Source organism: Dactylosporangium sp. NBC_01737, from assembly GCF_035963215.1.
In the GTDB taxonomy this organism is placed as follows: domain Bacteria; phylum Actinomycetota; class Actinomycetes; order Mycobacteriales; family Micromonosporaceae; genus Dactylosporangium.
Genome location: NZ_CP109153.1, coordinates 6,736,185 through 6,755,170, shown reverse-complemented (window position 1 = coordinate 6,755,170; position 18,986 = coordinate 6,736,185). Strand labels below are relative to the sequence as shown.

Annotated in this window: 19 protein-coding genes; 12 read left to right on the top strand and 7 right to left on the bottom strand. The window is 72.6% G+C overall.

Annotated elements, in window-relative coordinates:
- Positions 1 to 28 precede the first annotated feature (28 nt).
- Both OHA72_RS30585 and OHA72_RS30580 read left to right on the top strand, forming a co-directional pair.
- Positions 29 to 1,159 (top strand): FAD-dependent oxidoreductase, encoded by a 1,131-nt coding sequence (locus OHA72_RS30585; RefSeq protein WP_327011243.1) that lies wholly within the window; start codon positions 29 to 31, stop codon positions 1,157 to 1,159.
- Positions 1,156 to 2,604: an aldehyde dehydrogenase family protein gene (locus OHA72_RS30580; RefSeq protein WP_327011242.1), complete on the top strand. Its 1,449-nt coding sequence runs from the start codon at positions 1,156 to 1,158 to the stop codon at positions 2,602 to 2,604. Before OHA72_RS30585 ends, OHA72_RS30580 begins: the two co-directional genes overlap by 4 nt.
- 1 nt (position 2,605) lies before the next feature.
- On the opposite strand, the gene OHA72_RS30575 is transcribed toward OHA72_RS30580, so the two are convergent.
- The gene (locus OHA72_RS30575) at positions 2,606 to 3,958 is read right to left on the bottom strand and encodes an MFS transporter (protein ID WP_327011241.1); all 1,353 of its coding nucleotides are present in this window, start codon (positions 3,956 to 3,958) and stop codon (positions 2,606 to 2,608) included.
- Positions 3,959 to 3,988: 30 nt separating this feature from the next.
- Positions 3,989 to 4,270, bottom strand: a complete 282-nt coding sequence (locus OHA72_RS30570; RefSeq protein WP_327011240.1) for a Dabb family protein — start codon at positions 4,268 to 4,270, stop codon at positions 3,989 to 3,991.
- Positions 4,271 to 4,373: 103 nt separating this feature from the next.
- Here OHA72_RS30570 and OHA72_RS30565 point away from each other — a divergent pair, with 103 nt between their 5' ends.
- From OHA72_RS30565 to OHA72_RS30525, 9 genes are all read left to right on the top strand, one after another.
- Positions 4,374 to 5,981 (top strand): carbon-nitrogen hydrolase family protein, encoded by a 1,608-nt coding sequence (locus OHA72_RS30565; protein ID WP_327011239.1) that lies wholly within the window; start codon positions 4,374 to 4,376, stop codon positions 5,979 to 5,981.
- Positions 5,982 to 6,044: 63 nt separating this feature from the next.
- The gene (locus OHA72_RS30560; RefSeq protein WP_327011238.1) at positions 6,045 to 6,845 is read left to right on the top strand and encodes an oxidoreductase; all 801 of its coding nucleotides are present in this window, start codon (positions 6,045 to 6,047) and stop codon (positions 6,843 to 6,845) included.
- Positions 6,842 to 7,804, top strand: coding sequence for an alpha/beta hydrolase family protein (locus tag OHA72_RS30555; protein ID WP_327011237.1), 963 nt, complete (start codon positions 6,842 to 6,844; stop codon positions 7,802 to 7,804). The genes OHA72_RS30560 and OHA72_RS30555 overlap by 4 nt, the downstream gene beginning before the upstream one ends.
- 8 nt (positions 7,805 to 7,812) lie before the next feature.
- Positions 7,813 to 9,027 (top strand): aromatic ring-hydroxylating dioxygenase subunit alpha, encoded by a 1,215-nt coding sequence (locus OHA72_RS30550; protein WP_327011236.1) that lies wholly within the window; start codon positions 7,813 to 7,815, stop codon positions 9,025 to 9,027.
- Positions 9,027 to 9,764 carry a hypothetical protein gene (locus OHA72_RS30545; RefSeq protein WP_327011235.1) on the top strand — a complete coding sequence of 246 codons (738 nt, stop codon included), beginning with the start codon at positions 9,027 to 9,029 and terminating at the stop codon, positions 9,762 to 9,764. The genes OHA72_RS30550 and OHA72_RS30545 overlap by 1 nt, the downstream gene beginning before the upstream one ends.
- A complete protein-coding gene (locus OHA72_RS30540; RefSeq protein WP_327011234.1) occupies positions 9,761 to 10,684 on the top strand; it encodes a hypothetical protein in 924 nt (307 codons plus the stop codon). Before OHA72_RS30545 ends, OHA72_RS30540 begins: the two co-directional genes overlap by 4 nt.
- Positions 10,681 to 11,451: an SDR family NAD(P)-dependent oxidoreductase gene (locus OHA72_RS30535; protein ID WP_327011233.1), complete on the top strand. Its 771-nt coding sequence runs from the start codon at positions 10,681 to 10,683 to the stop codon at positions 11,449 to 11,451. Before OHA72_RS30540 ends, OHA72_RS30535 begins: the two co-directional genes overlap by 4 nt.
- Complete coding sequence (locus OHA72_RS30530; protein ID WP_327011232.1) at positions 11,448 to 12,074, top strand: hypothetical protein; 627 nt, start codon at positions 11,448 to 11,450, stop codon at positions 12,072 to 12,074. The genes OHA72_RS30535 and OHA72_RS30530 overlap by 4 nt, the downstream gene beginning before the upstream one ends.
- Positions 12,071 to 12,814 carry a maleate cis-trans isomerase family protein gene (locus OHA72_RS30525; RefSeq protein ID WP_327011231.1) on the top strand — a complete coding sequence of 248 codons (744 nt, stop codon included), beginning with the start codon at positions 12,071 to 12,073 and terminating at the stop codon, positions 12,812 to 12,814. Before OHA72_RS30530 ends, OHA72_RS30525 begins: the two co-directional genes overlap by 4 nt.
- 153 nt (positions 12,815 to 12,967) lie before the next feature.
- On the opposite strand, the gene OHA72_RS30520 is transcribed toward OHA72_RS30525, so the two are convergent.
- From OHA72_RS30520 to OHA72_RS30500, 5 genes are all read right to left on the bottom strand, one after another.
- Positions 12,968 to 13,423 (bottom strand): HIT family protein, encoded by a 456-nt coding sequence (locus OHA72_RS30520; protein ID WP_327011230.1) that lies wholly within the window; start codon positions 13,421 to 13,423, stop codon positions 12,968 to 12,970.
- A 397-nt stretch (positions 13,424 to 13,820) separates the two neighbouring features.
- Positions 13,821 to 14,303, bottom strand: a complete 483-nt coding sequence (locus OHA72_RS30515) for a GNAT family N-acetyltransferase (RefSeq protein ID WP_327011229.1) — start codon at positions 14,301 to 14,303, stop codon at positions 13,821 to 13,823.
- A gap of 176 nt (positions 14,304 to 14,479) precedes the next feature.
- On the bottom strand, positions 14,480 to 15,361 hold the full coding sequence (locus OHA72_RS30510) for a helix-turn-helix transcriptional regulator (protein ID WP_327011228.1): 882 nt from the start codon (positions 15,359 to 15,361) through the stop codon (positions 14,480 to 14,482).
- Positions 15,362 to 15,673: 312 nt separating this feature from the next.
- Complete coding sequence (locus OHA72_RS30505) at positions 15,674 to 16,684, bottom strand: AI-2E family transporter (protein WP_327011227.1); 1,011 nt, start codon at positions 16,682 to 16,684, stop codon at positions 15,674 to 15,676.
- Between the two features lie 168 nt (positions 16,685 to 16,852).
- Complete coding sequence (locus tag OHA72_RS30500; RefSeq protein ID WP_327011226.1) at positions 16,853 to 17,632, bottom strand: class I SAM-dependent methyltransferase; 780 nt, start codon at positions 17,630 to 17,632, stop codon at positions 16,853 to 16,855.
- A 170-nt stretch (positions 17,633 to 17,802) separates the two neighbouring features.
- Between OHA72_RS30500 and OHA72_RS30495 the strand changes: the two genes are divergently transcribed.
- The gene (locus OHA72_RS30495) at positions 17,803 to 18,984 is read left to right on the top strand and encodes a glycosyltransferase (protein WP_327011225.1); all 1,182 of its coding nucleotides are present in this window, start codon (positions 17,803 to 17,805) and stop codon (positions 18,982 to 18,984) included.
- The last annotated feature ends 2 nt before the right edge of the window (positions 18,985 to 18,986 follow it).

The window sequence follows — 18,986 nt, the reverse complement described above, 5'->3', positions numbered from 1 at the left end:
GGCGCCGGAGCGCAGCGGAGGTGACGGAATGAGCGTGATCGTCGCCGGTGCCGGGCCCGTCGGGCTCACCGCCGCGCTCACCCTGCACCGCCTCGGCGTCGACGTCACCGTCCTGGAGGCGGGCGACGCCCTGGCGACCGAGTCGCGGGCCTCCACGTTCCACCCGCCGTCGCTGGAGATGCTCGCCGAGCTCGGCGTCCTGCCCGCACTGCTCGCGCAGGGCCTGGTCTCGCCCCGCTTCCAGTACCGCGAACGCGGCGGCGGCGTCATCGCCGAGCTGGACATGGCACTGCTCGCCGGCGACACGCCGTACCCCTTCCGGCTCCAGTGCGAGCAGAGCAAGCTGACCCGGCTGCTGCTGCCGCTGCTGCCGCCGGGCACCGTCCACTTCGGACAGCGCGTCGAGGGCCTCGCCCAGGACGGCGCAGGCGTGACGGTCCACGCCGGGGACACCTTCCGCGGCGACTGGCTGATCGGGGCCGACGGCGCCAACTCCGCCGTGCGCCGGTCCCTGTTCGGCGACGCGTTCGAGGGCATCACCTACCCGGACCGGTTCCTGGTCGGCTCCACCGACGAGGACCTCACCGCGCTGCTGCCCGGCATCGCCGAGGTGAACTACCTCTTCGACCCGGTCGAGTGGCTGGTGGTGCTGCGCACCCCGGACCACTGGCGGGTGCTGCTGCCGACCCCGCCGGACACCCCCGACGACGTGGAGAAGGCCCGGCTGGCGGACCGGCTCCTCGGCGTCGCCGACCCGGGTCACCCGTGGCGGGTCGCGCACACCACCCTGTACCGCGTGCACCAGCGCGTCGCGGCGTCGTTCCGGACCGGCAGGGTGCTGCTCGCCGGGGACGCCGCGCACATCAACAACCCGCTCGGCGGGATGGGCATGAACTCCGGCATCCACGACGCGGTCCTCCTCGCGCGGGCCGTCGCGGCCGGCGACGACGACGCGGTCACGGCCACCGCCGCGGCCCGCCGTGACGTCGCCCGCAACTACGTGCAGAAGACCACCCACAGCAACTGGGAGAAGCTGCGCTCCGGCGGTGCCTCGGCTTACGCCGACGAGCTGCGCGCCCTGGCCGCCGACCCGGTCGCGGCCCGCGCCCACCTGCTGCGGTCCTCGATGATCGCGTCACTGCGGGAAGGGGCGGCGTGAGCATCCAGCGGGAGAACCCGGCGCGGCACAGCGAGATCGTCGGCCGGGTCGTGCCCGTCACCCGCAACATCCCCGACCGGGTCGACGACGCCGTCCGCGCCGCGCACGCGGCCTTCCGGGGCTGGTCGGGCACGCCGGTCGACGGGCGGCTCGCCGCGCTGCGCGACGTCGCCGAGGCGATCGACGACGAGCGGGAGGCGCTCGCGGTCCTGCTCGCCCGCGAGATCGGCAAACCCCTCGCCGACTGCCGGGGGGAGGTCGGGTTCGCGGTGCAGCACCTGCGGTGGGTGATCGAGTACGCGCCGGCCGCGTACGCCGACCGGGAGCTCGACGACGCGCGGGGGCGGCTGCTGAGCATCCGCAAGCCCTACGGCGTCGTCGTCGCGGTCACGCCGTGGAACGCGCCGGTCATCCTGGCGATGCTCAAGCTCGCCGCGGCCCTCGCGGCCGGCAACACCGTCATCGTCAAACCCTCACCGCTGGGCCCGCTCACCGTCGACCGGGTCGTCCGGCTGTTCCAGGCGCACCTGCCGGAGGCCGCCGTGCAGGTCCTGCACGGCCACGCCGGCCTGGTCACCGCGCTCGTCACGCACCGGCTGGTGCGCAAGGTCGCCTTCACCGGCGGCGAGGACGCCGGCCGGGCGATCGCCGCGGCGGCCGCGGACCGGCTCATCCCGACGGTCATGGAGCTCGGCGGCAACGACCCTGCCGTGTTCCTGTCCGACGCGCCGTTCGACGACGCGAGCCTGGAGCGCCTCGTCATGGCGAGCTTCGCCACCGCCGGGCAGGTGTGCATGGCGGCGAAGCGGCTGTACGTGCCCCGCGACCGGTCCGGCGAGTTCGTCGAGGCCTACGTGGCCGCCGCGGCCCGGGTCCTGGTCGTCGGCGACCCCCTCGCCGACGGCGTCACGATGGGGCCGGTCATCAGCGCGGCCACCCAGAGCCGCGCGTTCGACCTGGCCCTCGCCGCCGACCACACCGCGGCCGGCGTCATCGACCTGGGCCGCGAGGGCGACGGCTACGACGAGCAGGCGGGCTACTTCTCGCCCCCGCTGCTCGTCGTCGACCCGGTGCCCGACGCGGCGCTGATCCGTGAGGAGCAGTTCGCCCCGGTCGTGCCGCTGGTCCTGTACGACACCGAGGAGCAGGTCCTGGCGATGGCCAACGACGACGACCTCGGGCTGGGCGCGTCGGTGTGGAGCGCCGACGAGGAGCGGGCGTTCGCGTTCGCGCGGCGCTTCGAGGCCGGCTTCGCGTTCGTCAACACGCACAACCGCACCGGCATGTCGCTGCGGGCGCCGTTCGGCGGGGTGAAACGCTCCGGCTGGGGCCGCGAGTACGCCGAGGAGGGCCTCGCCGAGTACGTGCAGACGTGCGTGGTGCACGCCCCGGCCGCGTTCCGCGCCGGCGGCGTCGGCCTGTCCCCCACCGCGTACCCCGTCTGACTCACCGGCGGGACAGCGCCACATCGGTCGCGGCGGCGGCGAGGGCGAGGACCAGGAACCCGATCGCCACCGTCAACGCCATCTCGAACGCCGCGGCCCAGTCGCCCGAGGTCGCGGCGAGACGGGCGAAGAACACCGCGCCGATCGCCGCGATGCCGAACGCCGCGCCGACCCGCTGGGCGGTCTGCACGACGCCGGCGGCGCTGCCGGCCCGGTCGACGGGCACGTCGGCGAGGGTGAGCGTCTGGTTCGGGGTGATGACCAGGCCGCTGCCGAGGCCGGCGACCAGCAGCGGCGCCGACAGGGCCCACGGTGAGTGCACGGTGTACAGCACCGCGAGCGTGCCCGACAGCCCGGCGATGACGGTGAGCAGCCCGGCCACGACGAGAGGACGGCCGAACCGGTTGACGATCCGCCCGCCGGCGAACGCGGCGAGGGCCGAGCCGAGCGCGAACGGGGTGATCGCCAGGCCCGCCTGCAGCGCCGTGAAGTGCTGCCCGCGCTGCAGGTACAGGGTGAGGATGAAGAAGTTCGCGGTGAACCCGGCGAAGTAGAGCAGCACGACGATCGTGCCGAGCGCGTAGGACCGCTGCCGGAACAGCTGCAGGTCCGCGAGGGGCACCCCGGGATAGCGCAGCTCCCACCGGACGAACCCGCCGAGCGTGAGGATCCCGGTGCCGACGAGGTACCAGTGCCGCTGCTCGATGAGGGGCAGCAGGATCTGGATGACGGCGAGGCCCAGCAGGAGGACGCCGACCGGGTCGAGGCTCTCGTGCCGGTGGCCTTCGCCGGGCTGCCGCGGCAGCAGGCGCCACCCGAGCACGGCGGCGACGAGCCCGACCGGCACGTTGATGTAGAACACCCAGCGCCAGCCGTCGCCGGTCCCCGCGAACTGGATGATGACCCCGCCGAGCAGCGGCCCGGCGGCGGTGGCGATCCCGATCGTGGCGCCCAGCAGACCGAACGGCCGGGCCCGTTCCGGCGGCGCGTACAGCCGCTGGATGAGGCCGGTCACCTGCGGGTTCACCACGCCCGCGAAGGCGCCCTGGACCAGCCGCGCGACGACCAGCCAGGCCTCGCTCTGCGCCGCGCCGGCCGCGGCGCTGGCGGCCGTGAACCCGAGCAGACCGGCGACGAACACCGGCCGGATCCCGCGCGCGTCGCCGAACCGGCCGGCGGGCACCAGCAGCAGCCCGAACGTCAGCGCATAGCCGGACAGCACCCATTGCAGCCCGCTGGAGCCCATGTGCAGGTCGGCCTGCATGGATGGGATGGCCACGTTGACGATGCTCACGTCCAGCAGCGTCATGAACGACGCCACCAGCGCGATGGCGAGCGCCCGGCCCCTCATCATCGTCGCCGGTACTGCCCACCGGCGGGGGTTCTATGCCGGGAAATCGACCACCACCCGGGACGCCAGGCGGGGCCGGAGCCAGCCGCCGACCTCCAGGTGCGCCTCGTGCGACTGGTACCCCACCAGGTCGTCGTGGTCCTCGTGGGTGGTGATCATGCACAGGTCGGCGGACACGGCGCTGTGCACGGTGTCCAGCCCCACCTGCATCGAGCGGACCTGCGCCACCACGCCCACCAGGCCTTCCAGGAGCTCCTTGGCCTTCGGCGCGTCGGCCGGATCCACGAACTTCATGAGCACCACATGGGTCAGCACCACACTCGACCTCTCTTCCGCCGGATCGCGCGTCTTTCGCCGGATCGCGCGGCGAGTGTATGTTCGGGAAACACTGTTCCGCTAGAGGAACCAGGAGGCCCTCGTGAGGGTTGCCGCTGTCCAGTTCGCCGTCGGTCAGGACGTGTCCGCGAACCTCGCGAGCTGTCTGCGGATGATCGACCAGGCCGCCGCCGAGCGCGCGGATCTGGTGGTCCTGCCGGAATTCTGCAACCACCTGTCGTGGTACGACGACCGCGACCATGCCCGGCGCATGGCCTGCCGGCCCGGCGACGCGTTCCTGACCGCGATCGCCGAACGGGCCGCGTCGTTGAAGATCCACATCAAGATCAACGTTACGCTCGCCCGCGACGACGGCCGGACCACCGGGACGAACCTGCTGTTCGACCCTGCCGGCACGCTCGCCGGGCAGAGCGACAAGCAGACCCTGATGGGCAGCGAGAACGACCACCTGCACCGCGGCACCGAGAACGGCCCGGTCATGGCCACCGCCTTCGGTACCGTCGGGATGTATGCCTGCATGGAGGGCGTCGCACCCGAGGTGGCCCGCGGTCTCGCGCTGCGCGGCGCGGAGGTGCTGCTCAACAGTCTCAACTCGTTCGCCACCGACGAGGCGAGCCTGCACATCCCGGTGCGGGCGGCGGAGAACCGGGTCTGGGTCGTGGCGGCCAACAAGGTCGGCCCCCTGCTGCCCGCCGACAAGCTCGGCGCCATCAGCGCCGGGCTCAAGGTGCCGCCGGAGTGGCTGCACGGCGCCGGGGAGAGCCAGATCGTGGCGCCGGACGGGACCGTCGTGGCGAAGGGCCCGCGCACCGGCGAGGCGGTCGTGGTCGCCGACATCGACCCGGCCCTGGCCAGGGACAAGCGCCGTCCCGACGGCACCGACCGTTTCACCGCGCGGCGCGGGCCCGTCTACGCGCCGATCGGCCGCCCGCCCCAGGATCCCGTCCGGCCACAGGCCGCCGAGTCGCTGCATGCGGCCGTGGTACGGGCGACCGACGACCTCGGCCGGGGCGTGCGGGACGCGCTGGCCGCCGGTGCCCGCCTGCTGGTGCTGCCGGAGCTGCAGGAGCCCTGGGTCGCGCCCGCGCTGCGGGAGCTCCTCCAGGACACGGACGCGGTCGCGGTGACCAGCGTCCTGGAGGACGGTGCGCACGCCGGTCTCGTCGTGTCCGGCACCGGTGTGATCGGGCGGCAGCTGCAGCTGCACCCCGTGGCGCGGCTCGGCGACCGGGTCGGCCGCCACGGCGACGGCCTCGCCACGTTCGACCTGCCGTGGGGCCGGCTCGCGGTGGTGGTCGGCGACGACGCCATCTACCCGGAGGTGTTCCGCCTGGCCGCGATCGCCGGCGCCGACGTGGTCGCGGTGCCGTTCACCCCCTCGGAGGCGTGGGAGCTGGACCTCGGGCTGCCGGAGCGCGCGGCGGAGAACCGGCTCAACGTCGTGGCCGCCGCGCCGCTGGAGCACCCGTCCGCCTTCTATGCACTGAGCCCCGACTTCACGCTGTGGACCGCCTGGGAGGGCCCGTTCACGGGCCGGATCAGCCACCCGGTCGTCACTGCCGTCGAACCTGGCGCGCGGGTCGCCACGGCGGTCCTGGCGCCCGCGCAGAGCCGCAACAAGCTCGTCTCGCGCGGCACCGACCTGCTCGACGGGCGGCCCTGGCAACTCGTCGGCGCACTGACCCGTTGACATCCGTTACCCGTAGGGAAACACTGTTTCCAAAGCTGGCCGCATATCTTGGAGAGTGAACGCGTGGAGGAAACCGTCCAGCACGTCGAGGAGATGCTCGACGCCTCGCCCGTCGTCGACGTCCACGACACCTTCGCACAGTTCCAGCAGCTCCTGGCGGATCTCAAGGCCAAGATCGACGCGAGGTTCGCCACAACCCGCGACCCGTCGACGCAGATGCTGGAGCAGTACGGCACGTATCCGGAGGGCCCCGGCGGCCGGGTGTCCGCCTACAGCGGGCCGGAGGTCGACTGGATGGTGCACTCGTGGCTGGGCGACCCGTCACGCAGCTTCGTCAACCTGCACCTGACCTGCTGGCTCGGGCCGCAGATCAAGGTGCCGCACCTCGGCATCGCGCTGCTGTGCTGGCCGGGCGGCTGGTTCTACACCGACTACATCCCGCGGACGGACATCCTCGTCGACGGCGACTACTTCGACCGCTACTACGCGCCGACCAATGACGCGTGGCTGGAACACAAGGCCGACCCGGAGTTCGCCTGGTTCACCAGCCGGGCCCCGTTCATCCGCGCCTCGCTGTCCCCGAACGCCTACGTGTACTCCTTCGAGCGCACGTCACGGAACCTCAAGGTGGTCAGCGACGTGCTGCACGCCCAGGTCGACCGGTGGCTCGGATGGGTCGACGCGGCCGACGAGGTGCCGCTGGACGAGCGCGACGCGCTGCGGGAGCGGGACCTCGCGACCCGGCGCAACATCGCCGACCGCGACCCGGCGAACGTGATGGGCGTGCGGTACTTCGGCGAGGAGACCACCCAGCGTCTCGTGCGCGCCCTCTGGGGCGGCGACCGCGAACTGCCCCGCCCATGACCGTCCGCTCCCTGTGGTCCGCGGTGACGATCCCCGGCGCGCCCGAGCCGTACGCCACCGCCCACCTGAAGGTGCACTACCCGGCGCTGGTCACCGGGTCGGACACCGAGCGCCTCAGCGGCGTCTTCCAGGCCGACCCCTCGGGCGCTCCCTACCCGGTGGTCCTGGTGCTCAGCGGGATCAACGTCGGCCAGGACGCCTACCGCTGGCTCGCCGTCGAGCTCGCCCGGCAGGGCTTCGCCACCGTCACCTACGACTGGGTCGGCCCCCTGTTCGCCGGCCAGGTCGGCATCACACCCGGCGTGGACCTGGCCCTGGCCCGCCCCGACACGTACGGCGAGGGCCCCACCTGCCAGGCTCTTTCCCCGGTCCTGGACCAGCTCGCCTCCCTGAACAGCGTGGCGGGCCCGTTGCAGGGCGCGCTGGACCTGGACCGGGTGGCGCTGTTCGGCCACTCCGCCGGCGGCACCGTGGCGCTGCAGTCGGGGCGCTTCTTCCCGCAGGTGCGGGCGGTCGCGACCTACGGCGCGCACACCATGGTCTCCACCATGCTCGGCTGGCCCGCCGGGCACATCGCCGAGGCGCTCGTCGACTCGCCGGTGCTGCTGCTCGCCGGCACCGAGGACGGCGTCATCGCCGCCTCCGCCGACCGGTACGGCGCCGCGTCGGACGGGCGGCACGACCCGGTCAGCCGCACCTTCGACGAGGCGCTGAACGATCACGACGGTGCCCACGTCCTGGCCACCCTGGCCGGGGCCAACCACTTCAGCGTCGTGGAGCCCGCCGACCCCACCGCGGCCCGGTCGTTCCTCGACCGTCCGTCCACTGTGGGCGGTGCCACCGCCCGCGGCGCGATCGCCGGCCTCCTCGCTGCGTTCCTCCGCATCCACCTGCGCGGCGGCGACCCCGCCGCACTCGACACGTTCCCACAGGACCTGGTGTCCGTCCGGCGCCGCTAGGAGCCTTGATGTTGAAGAACTTCTGGTACGCGGTCGAGTTCGCCGACCGTGTCACCACCAAACCCCTGCGAGCCACCTGCCTCGGGCAGGAGCTGGTGCTGTACCGCACCCCCAAGGGCCGTCCCGTCGCGCTGTCGGACCTGTGCGTCCACCGCGGCGCGGCGCTGTCCGGCGGGTGGGTCAAGGGCGACTCGATCGTCTGCCCGTACCACGGCTGGGAGTACGAGCCCGGCGGCGGCTGCGTGAAGATCCCGGCGAACCAGCCGGGGCGGGGCATCCCGAAGAAGGCCCGGGTCGACTCGTACCCGGTGGAGGAGCGCTACGGCTTCGTCTGGGTGTTCCTCGGTGACCTCCCGGCCGAGGAACGCCCGCCGATCCCGGTCTGGCCCGAGTTCGACGACCTGGTCGGCAACGGCGGCAGGTTCAAGGCCGTCACCGGCGAGTACCTGTGGAAGTCCAACTACGAACGGATCCTCGAGAACGGCTGCGACATCGCGCACACGCCGTTCGTGCACGCAGGCGCCTTCGGCAACCCGGAGCGGCCCGACGTCGAGGAGTACGAGCTGGAGATCCCCGACGAATGGTCGGCGTTCGCCACGGTGCGGCTGCACCCGCCCGCGCCGAAGGGCATCTGGTCGATCGTCGGGAGGCGCGGCAAGAACCTGGCGGACCGGCCGCCGGTGGCCACGACCGCCGGCTGGATGCTGCCGAACATGATCAAGCTGCACGTCCGGCTGCCGATGGGCAACCTCATCATCTACGACACCAACATCCCCATCGACGAGACCACCACGCTGGTGAAATGGGTCGCGCTGCGGGACTTCTTCACCGGCAACTGGGCCGACAAGAACGCGATCCAGCGGGTCGCGAAGATCTTCGGGCAGGACGCGCCGGTCGTCGACAAGGTCCGCCCCGAGCTGCTGCCGTTCGACCTCGGCGCCGAGCTGCACGTGAAGAGCGACCTCATCGCCGTGCACTACCGCCGGCGCCGGCAGGAGCTCGCCGAGCAGGGCTGGCTGCTGAGCGACGAGGACCGCATCATGGGCGACGTCCCGCGCCGCGAGGCGACGGTCATCGCCTCACCCGCCCGGCGGGAGAACCCCGAGCTCGCCCGCGCCTGGGTGCACAAGGCGAAGGGCGAGCACCCCACGGTCGCCGAGGCGGAGCGGATCGGGCAGGCCCGCCGCGACGCCGAGGACAACGGCACATTGGAGGAATCGTGATGTCCCTGCCCTTCGCGCTCGCCACCCGGGCGCTCGACACGATCCTCGCCCGGCAGCAGTCCCTGGGCCTGGCCGAGGTCGGCTCGCCCTACCGGGAGCTGCGCTCGCCCATGTCGCCGGCGCCCGTCGGCACGATGCGGGTGTGGCAGGGCGACGGCGAGATCTCCCGGATGGTGTACGTCGGCCTGGTGGTCCCGCCGATCAATCTCGACAGCCACATGGTGTTCGCGTTCACCGCATCCAGGTCCGGGGTGCCGCACTTCACGCTCGACTCCGTCCACGGCGGCGCCTACTACGCCTACCACCTGGACCTGATCCCCCGGGCCGAGCTGTCGTCGCACCTGTCCTACATGGACAGCGCCTACCACCCGCTGACCGGCCTGTACGAGGAGGCCTCACAGCGCGAAGGGCTCAGCCGGGCGCACATCGGCCCGCGCCAGCACGCACTGATGTCACCGTGGATGCTGGTGCACCGCGCCGACGAGGCGGCGTTCCAGGGCATGACCCCGATCGTCGAGGCGTACGTCGCGCACTGGCTCGAACTCGTCTCCGCCGGGCTGCCGGCGCCGGTCATCGAGTCCCTGGCGGACACCGACCTGGCCGCCCGCGACGGCACCGTGCGGGCCAACCTGTTCAGCCCCGAGGTCGACCCGGTGTGGGCGCAGGTGTCGCGGCTGCTCGGCGAGCCGGCCTCCGACGAGATCCGCGACGTGCTGATGGGCGGGCCGCTCACGTGACGTCTCCCTCTGAGTGGCAGCAGCGCATCGCCGGTGAGTGGCACGGGCGGCCCAGCCTGTTCGACGCCGACGGCACCTGGCGCGGGTACGAGGACATCCGCCGCTCGTCGGTCTTCGAGGACGGCGTCACCACGTACTACATGGACGGCGGCCTCGAAGGCGGCGGCCCCCTCGCGGGGCGGTTCCGGCTCGGCGCCCCGTTCGCGTTCGGCGTCGTGGACTCCGACGCCGACCGGATCTACACCGGCCCCGACTTCTACGGCACCGGCCAGCCCTACGGCACCTTCGTCGACGCGCACTACTACGGCCCAGGCTGGCAGGTCGACCTGAACACGTGGAACCAGGTGCTCGGCGACGACACCCAGGTGTACTCCTCGATGCTGTACCAGGGCCCGGCGGTCGTCGGCTGCTTCAACGGCGTCTACAAACGCGGCATCGACGGGCCCGCGCTGCGGGAGCACCTGGCCGCCGAGACCCGCAACGGCCCCGTGCCGTTCATCCTGCCGACCAAGCAGGCTGGAATCTACAGTGGACAGTGTGAGCTGTGGGGCCCCGACCAGAAGCTGATCGGCCCGGTCACCGTCACCGTCGCGCTCACTCCCGTCGACCTGCTGCGCACCCGCCTGTCGGTCACCTGGTCCGGCGCCCTGGACCGCACGTACACCGTCGACTGGCGCCGCGACGGGTTCCGCTCCTTCTACGAGGGGCCGCAGGCGTGGGGCAACGCGATCGCGTTCGGCCGGGCCAACTACGCCACCGTCCACTTCACCGACGTGGTGAAGGTGACCGGCCGCGAGTTCATGCTCGACGCCACCCCCGGCATGGGCGCGGGCACGTCCCTGGCCGTCGCCTACCGCGTGTACGACGGCGCGACCCTCGCCGGCGTGCTGCACGGTGCGCTCACGTGGAGCGCCGCATGACCGTCGTCGTGGTGACCGGCGGGACCCGCGGCATCGGTCAGGGCCTGGTGCGTGAGTTCCTCGCCCGGGACTGCTCCGTCGTCTACTGTGGACGCTCCCTGTCCTCGGTGGCGGGCGCGTTCCCGGACAACGGCCCGAAGCTGCGCGGCGTGGTCGCCGACGTCACCGACCGCGCCGCGGTGCGGGCACTGTGGGACGAGGCGGTCGCCGCGTACGGCCCGGTCGACATCTGGATCAACAACGCCGGCGTGTCCACGGCCCGAGCACCGCTGTGGGACCTGCCACCGGCGCAGCTCGACGCGGTGATCGACGTGAACCTCCGCGGCCTCGCACACGCCAGCGCCGTCGTCCTGTCGGCCATGCGAGCCCAGGGCCACGGGGCCCTGTGGAACATGGAGGGCTTCGGCTCCGGCAACCAGAAGGCGGCCGGGCTCACCGCGTACGGCGCCACCAAACGAGCCGTCACGTACCTCACCGACGCACTCGCCAAGGAACTCGGCAAGGACTCGCCGGTCACCGTCGCGCACCTCTCCCCCGGCATGGTCGTCACGGACCTGCTCTCGCGTGACTACACCCCGGAGGAGTTCGCCAAAGCGAAGAAGATCTTCAACATCCTCGCCGACAAGGTCGAGACCGTCACGCCGTGGCTGGCCCAGCGCGTCCTCGCCGGCGTACCCAACGGCGGCCGCGTCGCCTGGCTCACCACCCCCAAGGCGTTCGGCCGGTTCGCCACCGCCGCCTTCCGCAAGCGGGACCTCTTCGCATGACCACCACCGACTACCCCGTGATCCTCGCGGTCGAGGACTTCGTACCGACGCTGCTCGCGTTGTGCGGTTTCTGGCTCCTGGCGGGTCTCTGCCGGGAATCCCGGGTGCCCGCCGCGAAGGTCGGCGCGGTGCTCATCGGCGCCGGCGGCCTCGCGAAATCGGTGTGGAAGCTGCTGGTGGCCGGATCCGGCGTCGACCTGCCATGGCTGGAAGGCGCCCTGTTCCCGCTCATGTCCGTCGGCGCCGTCACCCTCGTCTGGGCGCTGCTGCCCACGGCGCCGTGGTGGCCGTTCGCGGCCGTCTACGCGGCCGTGGCCGGCGGCGCTGTGGTCGCCGGCACCATGAAACCCGTCTTCATCCTCGCCACCGCCGGCGTGACCACGGTCAGCGTCATCGGCGCCGTGTACGCCGGCCGGCGGCGGGCCAGGACCGCCATTGCGCTCTACACGCTCGGCATCGTCCTGGTGACCGCGCTCGTGCCGCTGCGCAACTCCCCCTCGCACGAGACGCTGCGCATGCAGTGGATCGAACAGGGCACGAACACCTTTGCACAGCTGGCGTTCCTCACCGCGGCGTGGCTGACCGTCCGCGCCCATACCGACTCTTCGAAGGTGCCCGCATGACCGACGCCCTGGGCTGGCGCCACAAGTTCGGCGTCATCGCCCCCTCCACCAACACGATCGTCGAACCCGACTTCTACGCCATGGGCGTGCCCGGCGTGACCGCGCACTTCTCCCGCATCCACATCCGCAACCAGGACCTGTCCAGCGACGAGGGCTTCGAGAACCTCCTGCTGCAGATCCGCGAGGAGATCGGCCACGCCTGCGAGCGCGTCCTGACCTGCGAGCCCGACTTCATGGTCATGGGCATGTCCGCGGAGACCTTCTGGGGCGGCGTCGAGGGCAACCGCGAGTTCGTCGCCCAGATCAACGGCATCACCGGCCTGCAGGTCGCCACCGGCGCCGAGGCGTGCGAACGGGCCCTGCACCTGTTCGGCGCCCGCCGCATCGGCGTGGTCACCCCGTACCAGCCGATCGGCGACGAGAACGTGGTGCGCTTCTTCTCCGAGCTCGGCTTCGAGGTCGTGCGCATCAAGGGCCTGCGCTGCCCCACTGCCGTGTCGATCGCCCACGTCACCGAGGACGAACTGCGCGCCGCAATCCTGGAGGTCGACGGCCCCGACGTCGACGCCATCGTCCAGTGCGGCACCAACCTGTCCATGGTCCGCCTCGCCGACGAGGCCGAACGCTGGCTGCGCAAGCCCGTGATCGCCATCAACGCCGCCACCTGGTGGATGGCCCTGCGCAACAACGGCATCCAGGACAAGCTGTACGGCGCCGGCACCCTCCTCCGCGACCACTGACACTCCGTGCAGGGTAAGCAACGGAGCACGAGAAGCCGGAGATCAATTTTCGCCGGGATGTAGGCGTGCGGCGCTTCAGTGGGCGTGAGGCTTCGGGCAACGTGCGTCGAGGCGCCATGCCGCATCAGCGGACGGGATCTTGCACGAGTGCGCTCAGCGAAGGACCAGGCGAAGGGCAGCAGCGTCAGCGGCGAGCTGGTCCGGTGGCACTTCATAGTTCGGCCCGTCGGGCAGCGGACCGCCCGGTGCCGGATCGTCCCAGTAGCGGGCGGTTACGTGCGTGTGTAGATGCGGCACGCGGTTACCCAACGTCGAATAGTTGATCTTTAGCGGTTCGAAGTACTGCTCCAGCGCCGCACCTACCCGCAACGTCTCCAGATGAAAGCTTGCGGCCTCTTGCGCGGACAAGTGGTGCGGGTCGATCACATGCGAGCCTCGCCAGATGACCACCGCGTAACCTCGCACCATCGCCCGCCGGGACAGATACGCATCGCTGACATCGCCTGCATGGATACGTACCCCCACCGCCGACTCCTGCGGACGTCCCTCCGCGCAGAACCTGCACGCTGTTCCGTCCACTCGCGCCTGCCAGTCCTCGGGCCAACTCATGATCACGAGTATGCAGAGTGACACCTGCCGCGCGCAGTCCTGCCCAGCCACACGCGGCGCCGCACTCCGGTGGCCTCGGATGTGGTGGGGGTGGCGTTCGTAGTCGCGCGCGAGGCCGGTGGGCGGTCAGCCAGGCGAGGGTCCGTTCGACGCACCACCGGCGGGGGATGACGGCGAAGCCCTGCTGGTCGGCGGGCTTGCGCACGATGTGCAGCGTGGTGCGAAGGATCGTGGTGGCCCGGTCGACGAGCTCACCGGCGAAGCCGTCGTCGGCGAAGACGAACGACTCAGGTCGGCCACCGGTGTTCGGTGCCGGCAGCAGTGGTTCGACCGGTACCCACTGGCCTCGCAGCGGAGCGGGCGCGTGCCGATCCGGTCCTGCGGGGCGTGCGCCGGCCTACAGGGTCAGCCGCGCGACGACTTCGCCGTCGTCGACCTCGCCGGTCGGCACGAACCCGAGCCGCCGGTAGAACCCGGCCGGCCCGTCGTCACCCGGCACGTAGCTCGTCAGCAACTGCGCGCCACCGGCGTCCCGCACCAGGCTCGCGACCTGCCGGATGATCTCGGCGCCGAGACCGCGACCCTGGTGCCGTTCGTCGACGAGCAGCTTCCAGAGCATCCACGATCCGTCGCCCACAGCCGAAGAGGACGGATCGTGGCCCGCGGCGGCGGATCGGACGTCCCAGCTCACCATGACGAATCCGGCGGGTTCGTCGCCGTCGTACACCGCGCGGAACCACGGATTCGCGGCCGGTTTCTCCTCCGCGTGCCGCAGCGAGTCACGCACCGAGGATACGAATCGCCCCTGCCCGGGTGCGACCCGCAGCGCCAGCACCGCCTCGCGGTTGGTGTCGCCGATCTCGCGCAGGGTCACCGTCATGCCGCGACCCTACCCGCAGGGTCGGTGCAGCGACACGGCGCCGGCGTACGCGCGCGGGGTCACGGTTGTCATGGGCGTCGGCGACGCCCGTACGGAACGCGACGACGTCGACCCACACATGATCGACGCAGCTCGAGGCGGACCACAGCGACCTTCAGAGGTGGCTGTCAGCATCGTCATCGTCGATGGTACGGACCGTCGCCGGCCGGACCGGTCAGCGATCGGACCTTCTCGCGGTCCGCCTCGCCGACCGGCACCTGCATCACCATCAGCAGGTCGGCGTGCTCGACCGGGCGCACCTGGAACATCTCCAGCTCCACGGCGCCGAGCCCAGGGTGGTCCACGGTGATCGTGGCGGGCCGGAAGTAGCGGATCGGGTGCTCGTCCCACCAGGTGCGGAACTCGGCGCTCGCGTCGCGCAGCAGCGCGACCATCGCCGGGGACCGGTCGTCGTCCGGGCGCTGCCCGACCGCGGACCGGAACTGGCTCAGCACCGCCCGCGCGGCAGCCTCCCAGTTGCTCATCCCGGCCCGGCAGGACGGATCGGCGAACAGGTACCAGAGCAGGTTGCGCCGGTCGGCGGGCGTGGCCGCGGGGTCGTGCCGCAGCCTGGCGTAGCACGCGTTCCACACCACGTAGTCGAAGTGCGGGTCGTAGATGGACGCGGCCCACGGCAGGGCGACGTCGACCAGCCGCTGCAGCCGCGGGACCACGTCGTCGACGGCGGTCAGCGGCACCGGGGCGGTCAGGCCCGCCAGGCCGCGCAGGTGCCGGTGGTGGTCGGAGTCCAGGCGCAGCGCGCGGGCGAGCGCGTCGATGACCTGTTCGGAGGCGGAGACCGTGCGCCCCTGCTCCAGCCATGTGTACCAGGTGACGCTGACCTTGGCGAGCTCGGCGACCTCCTCGCGGCGTAGGCCCGGGGTGCGGCGCAGACCGGGCTCGCCGTGCGTGGGCAGGCCCACGTCGGCGGGGAGCAGTTGCGCCCGCCGGGCCCGCAGGAACGCCGCGAGCTCCTCCCGCCGGGCCGCCTGTCCCTGGTCCCGGTCAGCTCTCACCACGGCTGTCGCCCCCCACTGCAGGCCGGCTCCGTGGCACTGGGAGTACCAGGACGGACCGGGTCGCGCCCGCTACGGTGACGATCGTAGCGACACCGACGTCCGCGGCGTGCGGCGTGCGGATCGGGGGCGGCCGTCGCCGGCCCGGGGGACTCGATGGCGACGGCCGTGGTGTCCGCGCCCGCGTCCGGGTCCGCCGAGGCGCCCCTCGGCCAGGCCGCCGCAAACCGCGCCGCCGCAAACCCGCGCCGCAAAACCCGCGCCGCCGCAAACAGTGGCCGCCGCGAAACCCGCGCTGCCGCGGAGACAGCGCCGCTACCCGTCGCGGAGCATCGCCCGCCATGACACGGCGATGGCGGCGAGCGGCGGTGCCAGCAGCACCCCGACCAGCCCCGCAAGCGCACCCCCGGCGACCGTGACCGCGAGGATCGCGACCGGGTGCAGATCCAGGGCCTTGCCGAACACGTACGGCCGCAGCACCCCCTCCAGGACGTTCTGCGTCACCAGCACGATCACCAGCATCCAGACGGCCGCGGTGGGTCCGCCGGCGCCGAGGGCGACGACCACCGCGAAGACGGCCGACACCCAGGCGCCGAGGTACGGCACGTACGCCGCGACGAACGTGATCAGCGCGATCATGCCGATCAGCGGCAGCCGCAGCACCACCGCGCCGAGCGCGATGACCACGGTGTCCATGGCCGCCACGACGGTGGTGCCGAGGACGTACCGGCGCAACCGGAGCGCGGCGCTGTCCAGCATCTGCGTGGCCAGCCCCGGCCGCAGCGGCAGCCGCCGGTCGAGCTCGGCGACGCCCGCCGGGCCGTCCTTGAACAGGTAGTACAGCAGGAACGCGCCGATCAGCACGCCGAAGGCCGCCTGCGCCGCGAGCGCGGCACTGCTCAGCAGCACCGAGCCGACACCGACCAGGGCGTCCCGCCACTGCTCCGAACCCAGCAGCGTGTCGAGGGGGTCGGCGCCCAGCACCGAGCGCAGCTGCCGCCCCGCGTCGGTCGTGACGTCGGTCCAGGTCGCGCCGGCCGCCGACACGGTGTGCACCAGCAGCGCGGCGAGCAGTACCAGGATCGCCGGCACCAGCAGCGCCCCGGCGAGCGCGGCGAGGACCGGTGACACCCCGCGCCCGCGCAGCCACGCGACGGCCGGTTGCAGCGCCGCGGCGACGACCAGGGTGACGAGCAATGGTGCCAGGACCGCCAGCACCAGGCCCAGCCCGACGATCAGGGCTGCCACGCCCACGACGACACCGGTGACCAGCCAGCCCGACCGGCCCAGCCGGGACAGCCAGGCCGGCGGGTCCGTGGGACGCATGCCGCCGCACTGCCCAGCGCAGCCCGTGTTAACCCGGTGGCCGCCCGGTTTCGCCGCGACCGGGTGACCCGGGGCGGGCGAGCCGAAGCGGGAGAGCCAGGGCGGGAGAGCCGGAGCGGGAGAGCCAGGCCGGCAGAAGCCGCAGCACGTGCTGAGACCCGAGAAAGGTCAGGGTGCCGTGGCGGTGGCGAACACCCGGCGCAGCGAGCCGAACGTCTCCAGCGAGCGCCGGCCCTCCTCCTGCAGTGCAAGCATCGCCGCGTCGGGGTCGCACTGCGCGGCCACCGCCTCCCACAGGGTCCGCTCGGCGCGCCGCCAGTCGGGACGCTCCCGGACGTCGACGTCGGCGAAACCGGCCCGGGTCAGGTCCCGCAGCAGGTGTACGGCGGAGATCCGCGGCGGCACGAGCGGGTCGCCCGGGCCGACGGCCTCCCAGCACGTCAGCGCGAGCCTGCCGCCGGGCTTCAGCAGCCGGCGGAACTCGTGCAGCGCGGCCAGCGGCGGCTCGGCGAACTGCACCGCGTCCACGCACATCAGCGCGTCCGCGGCGGCGCCGGGCAGCCCGGTCTCCAGCAGGGTGCCGACGTGGAACTCGGCGCGGCCCGCCGGGAGCCGCTCCATGGCGGCGGACTCCGCCTGCCGCAGGGCGGTCGCGGAGAAGTCGACGCCGATCAGCCGTGCGCCGGTGCGGTGGGCGATCTCGATGCCGTAGCCGGCCCGGCCGCAGCCGATGTCCAGCAGCAGCCCGCCGCGCGGCAGCCGGAGCCGGTCGGTCACCTCGGCGATGCCCTGCCAGGTGAGCAGCCCCGTGGACCGCAGGTGTGCCGGCAGCCCGAGGAGGCGGGCGACGACGGCGTCCCGGCTCGTCGAGCCGGCGATGTCGGCATACCACTGGTCGAAGTAGTCGGCTCCGGGCAGCGCCGTGGCGGCGGGCTTGTCCATGGTCATCCGGGCATTGTGTCCCAGAAGCCACGCCCGCAGCGAGGTGTCATCGCAGTACGCAAATTCCCCCCAATGGAACATATAGCAGGGTGGTGGCCTTGCGGCAAGACCCGGGTCCTCGTCCAGAATTCGTGGCCGCGAGCCGATCCGGCTCACGGCCGACGAAGGAGAAGACCATGCGTGTGCTGGTGTCGTCAGCGGGGACCCGTGGCGACGTGCAACCGGTGCTGGCCCTCGCGCTGGAGGTCCGCGGGCTCGGGCACGACGTGCGGTTGTGCGTGCCGCCGAACTTCCTGGAGTGGATCGGGGCGCACGGGTTCGACGCGGTGCCGATGGGTGTGCAGATGCGCCCGGCCCGGCCCGGGGCGGCGCCCGCGCCGGTGCCGGACCTCATCACCGACCAGTTCGACACGCTCGGCGCGGCGGTCAAGGGGTGCGACGTCGTCCTCGGCGCGAACGCCCACCAGTACGCCGCCCGGTCGATCGCGGAGCGGGAGGGGCTGCCGTACGTTGCCGCCGTCTACGCGCCGGTGGCGCTGCCGTCGCCGGACCTCGCGCCGCCGCCCGCCCCCGGCCAGGCGTGGACACCGGGCGACCCCGGCGGCAACGAAGGGCGGTGGGCGGACACCCGCGCCGCCTGGAACGCCCGGGCCCTGGAACGGGTCAACCACAACCGGGCGCGGCTGGGCCTGCCGGCGATCGACGACGTGCTGCGGCACAACCTGACCGGCCGGCCGTGGCTCGCCGCCGACGCCACCCTCGGGCCCGCGCCGGCCACCCCGGGCATGGACGTCACGCAGACCGGCGCGTGGCTGCTGCCGGACCCCGCGCCGCTGCCGCCGCCGCTGCGGGCGTTCCTGGACGGCGGCGACCCGCCGGTGTACGTCGGCTTCGGCAGCATGCCGCTGCCCCCGGACGCCGGCCGCACCGTCGTCGAGGCGGCGCGCGCCGCCGGCCGGCGGGTCGTGCTGTCGCAGGGCTGGGCCGGGCTCGGCCCGGTCGACGACGCCCCCGACTGCATCGCGGTCGGCGACGTCAACCAGCGGGCGCTGTTCCCGAGGGTGGCGGTCGCCGTGCACCACGGCGGCGCGGGCACGACCGTGGCCGCCGCCCGCGCCGGCGTGCCGCAGGTGGTGGTCCCCATGTTCAGCGACCAGTTCTACTGGGCGGCGAGGGTGCGGGCATTGGGCATCGGTACGTCAGTGCCGTTTGGCGCGCTGAGCACCGGCACCCTGGCCGCGGCGCTGCACGGGGGCCTGCTGCCCGAGGTGGAGGCGCGGGCGGGTGCCACGGCGTGGGACGTCACCACCGACGGCGCCGTCGTCGCCGCCCGCCGTCTCGTGGCCGTGGCCGGCTGATG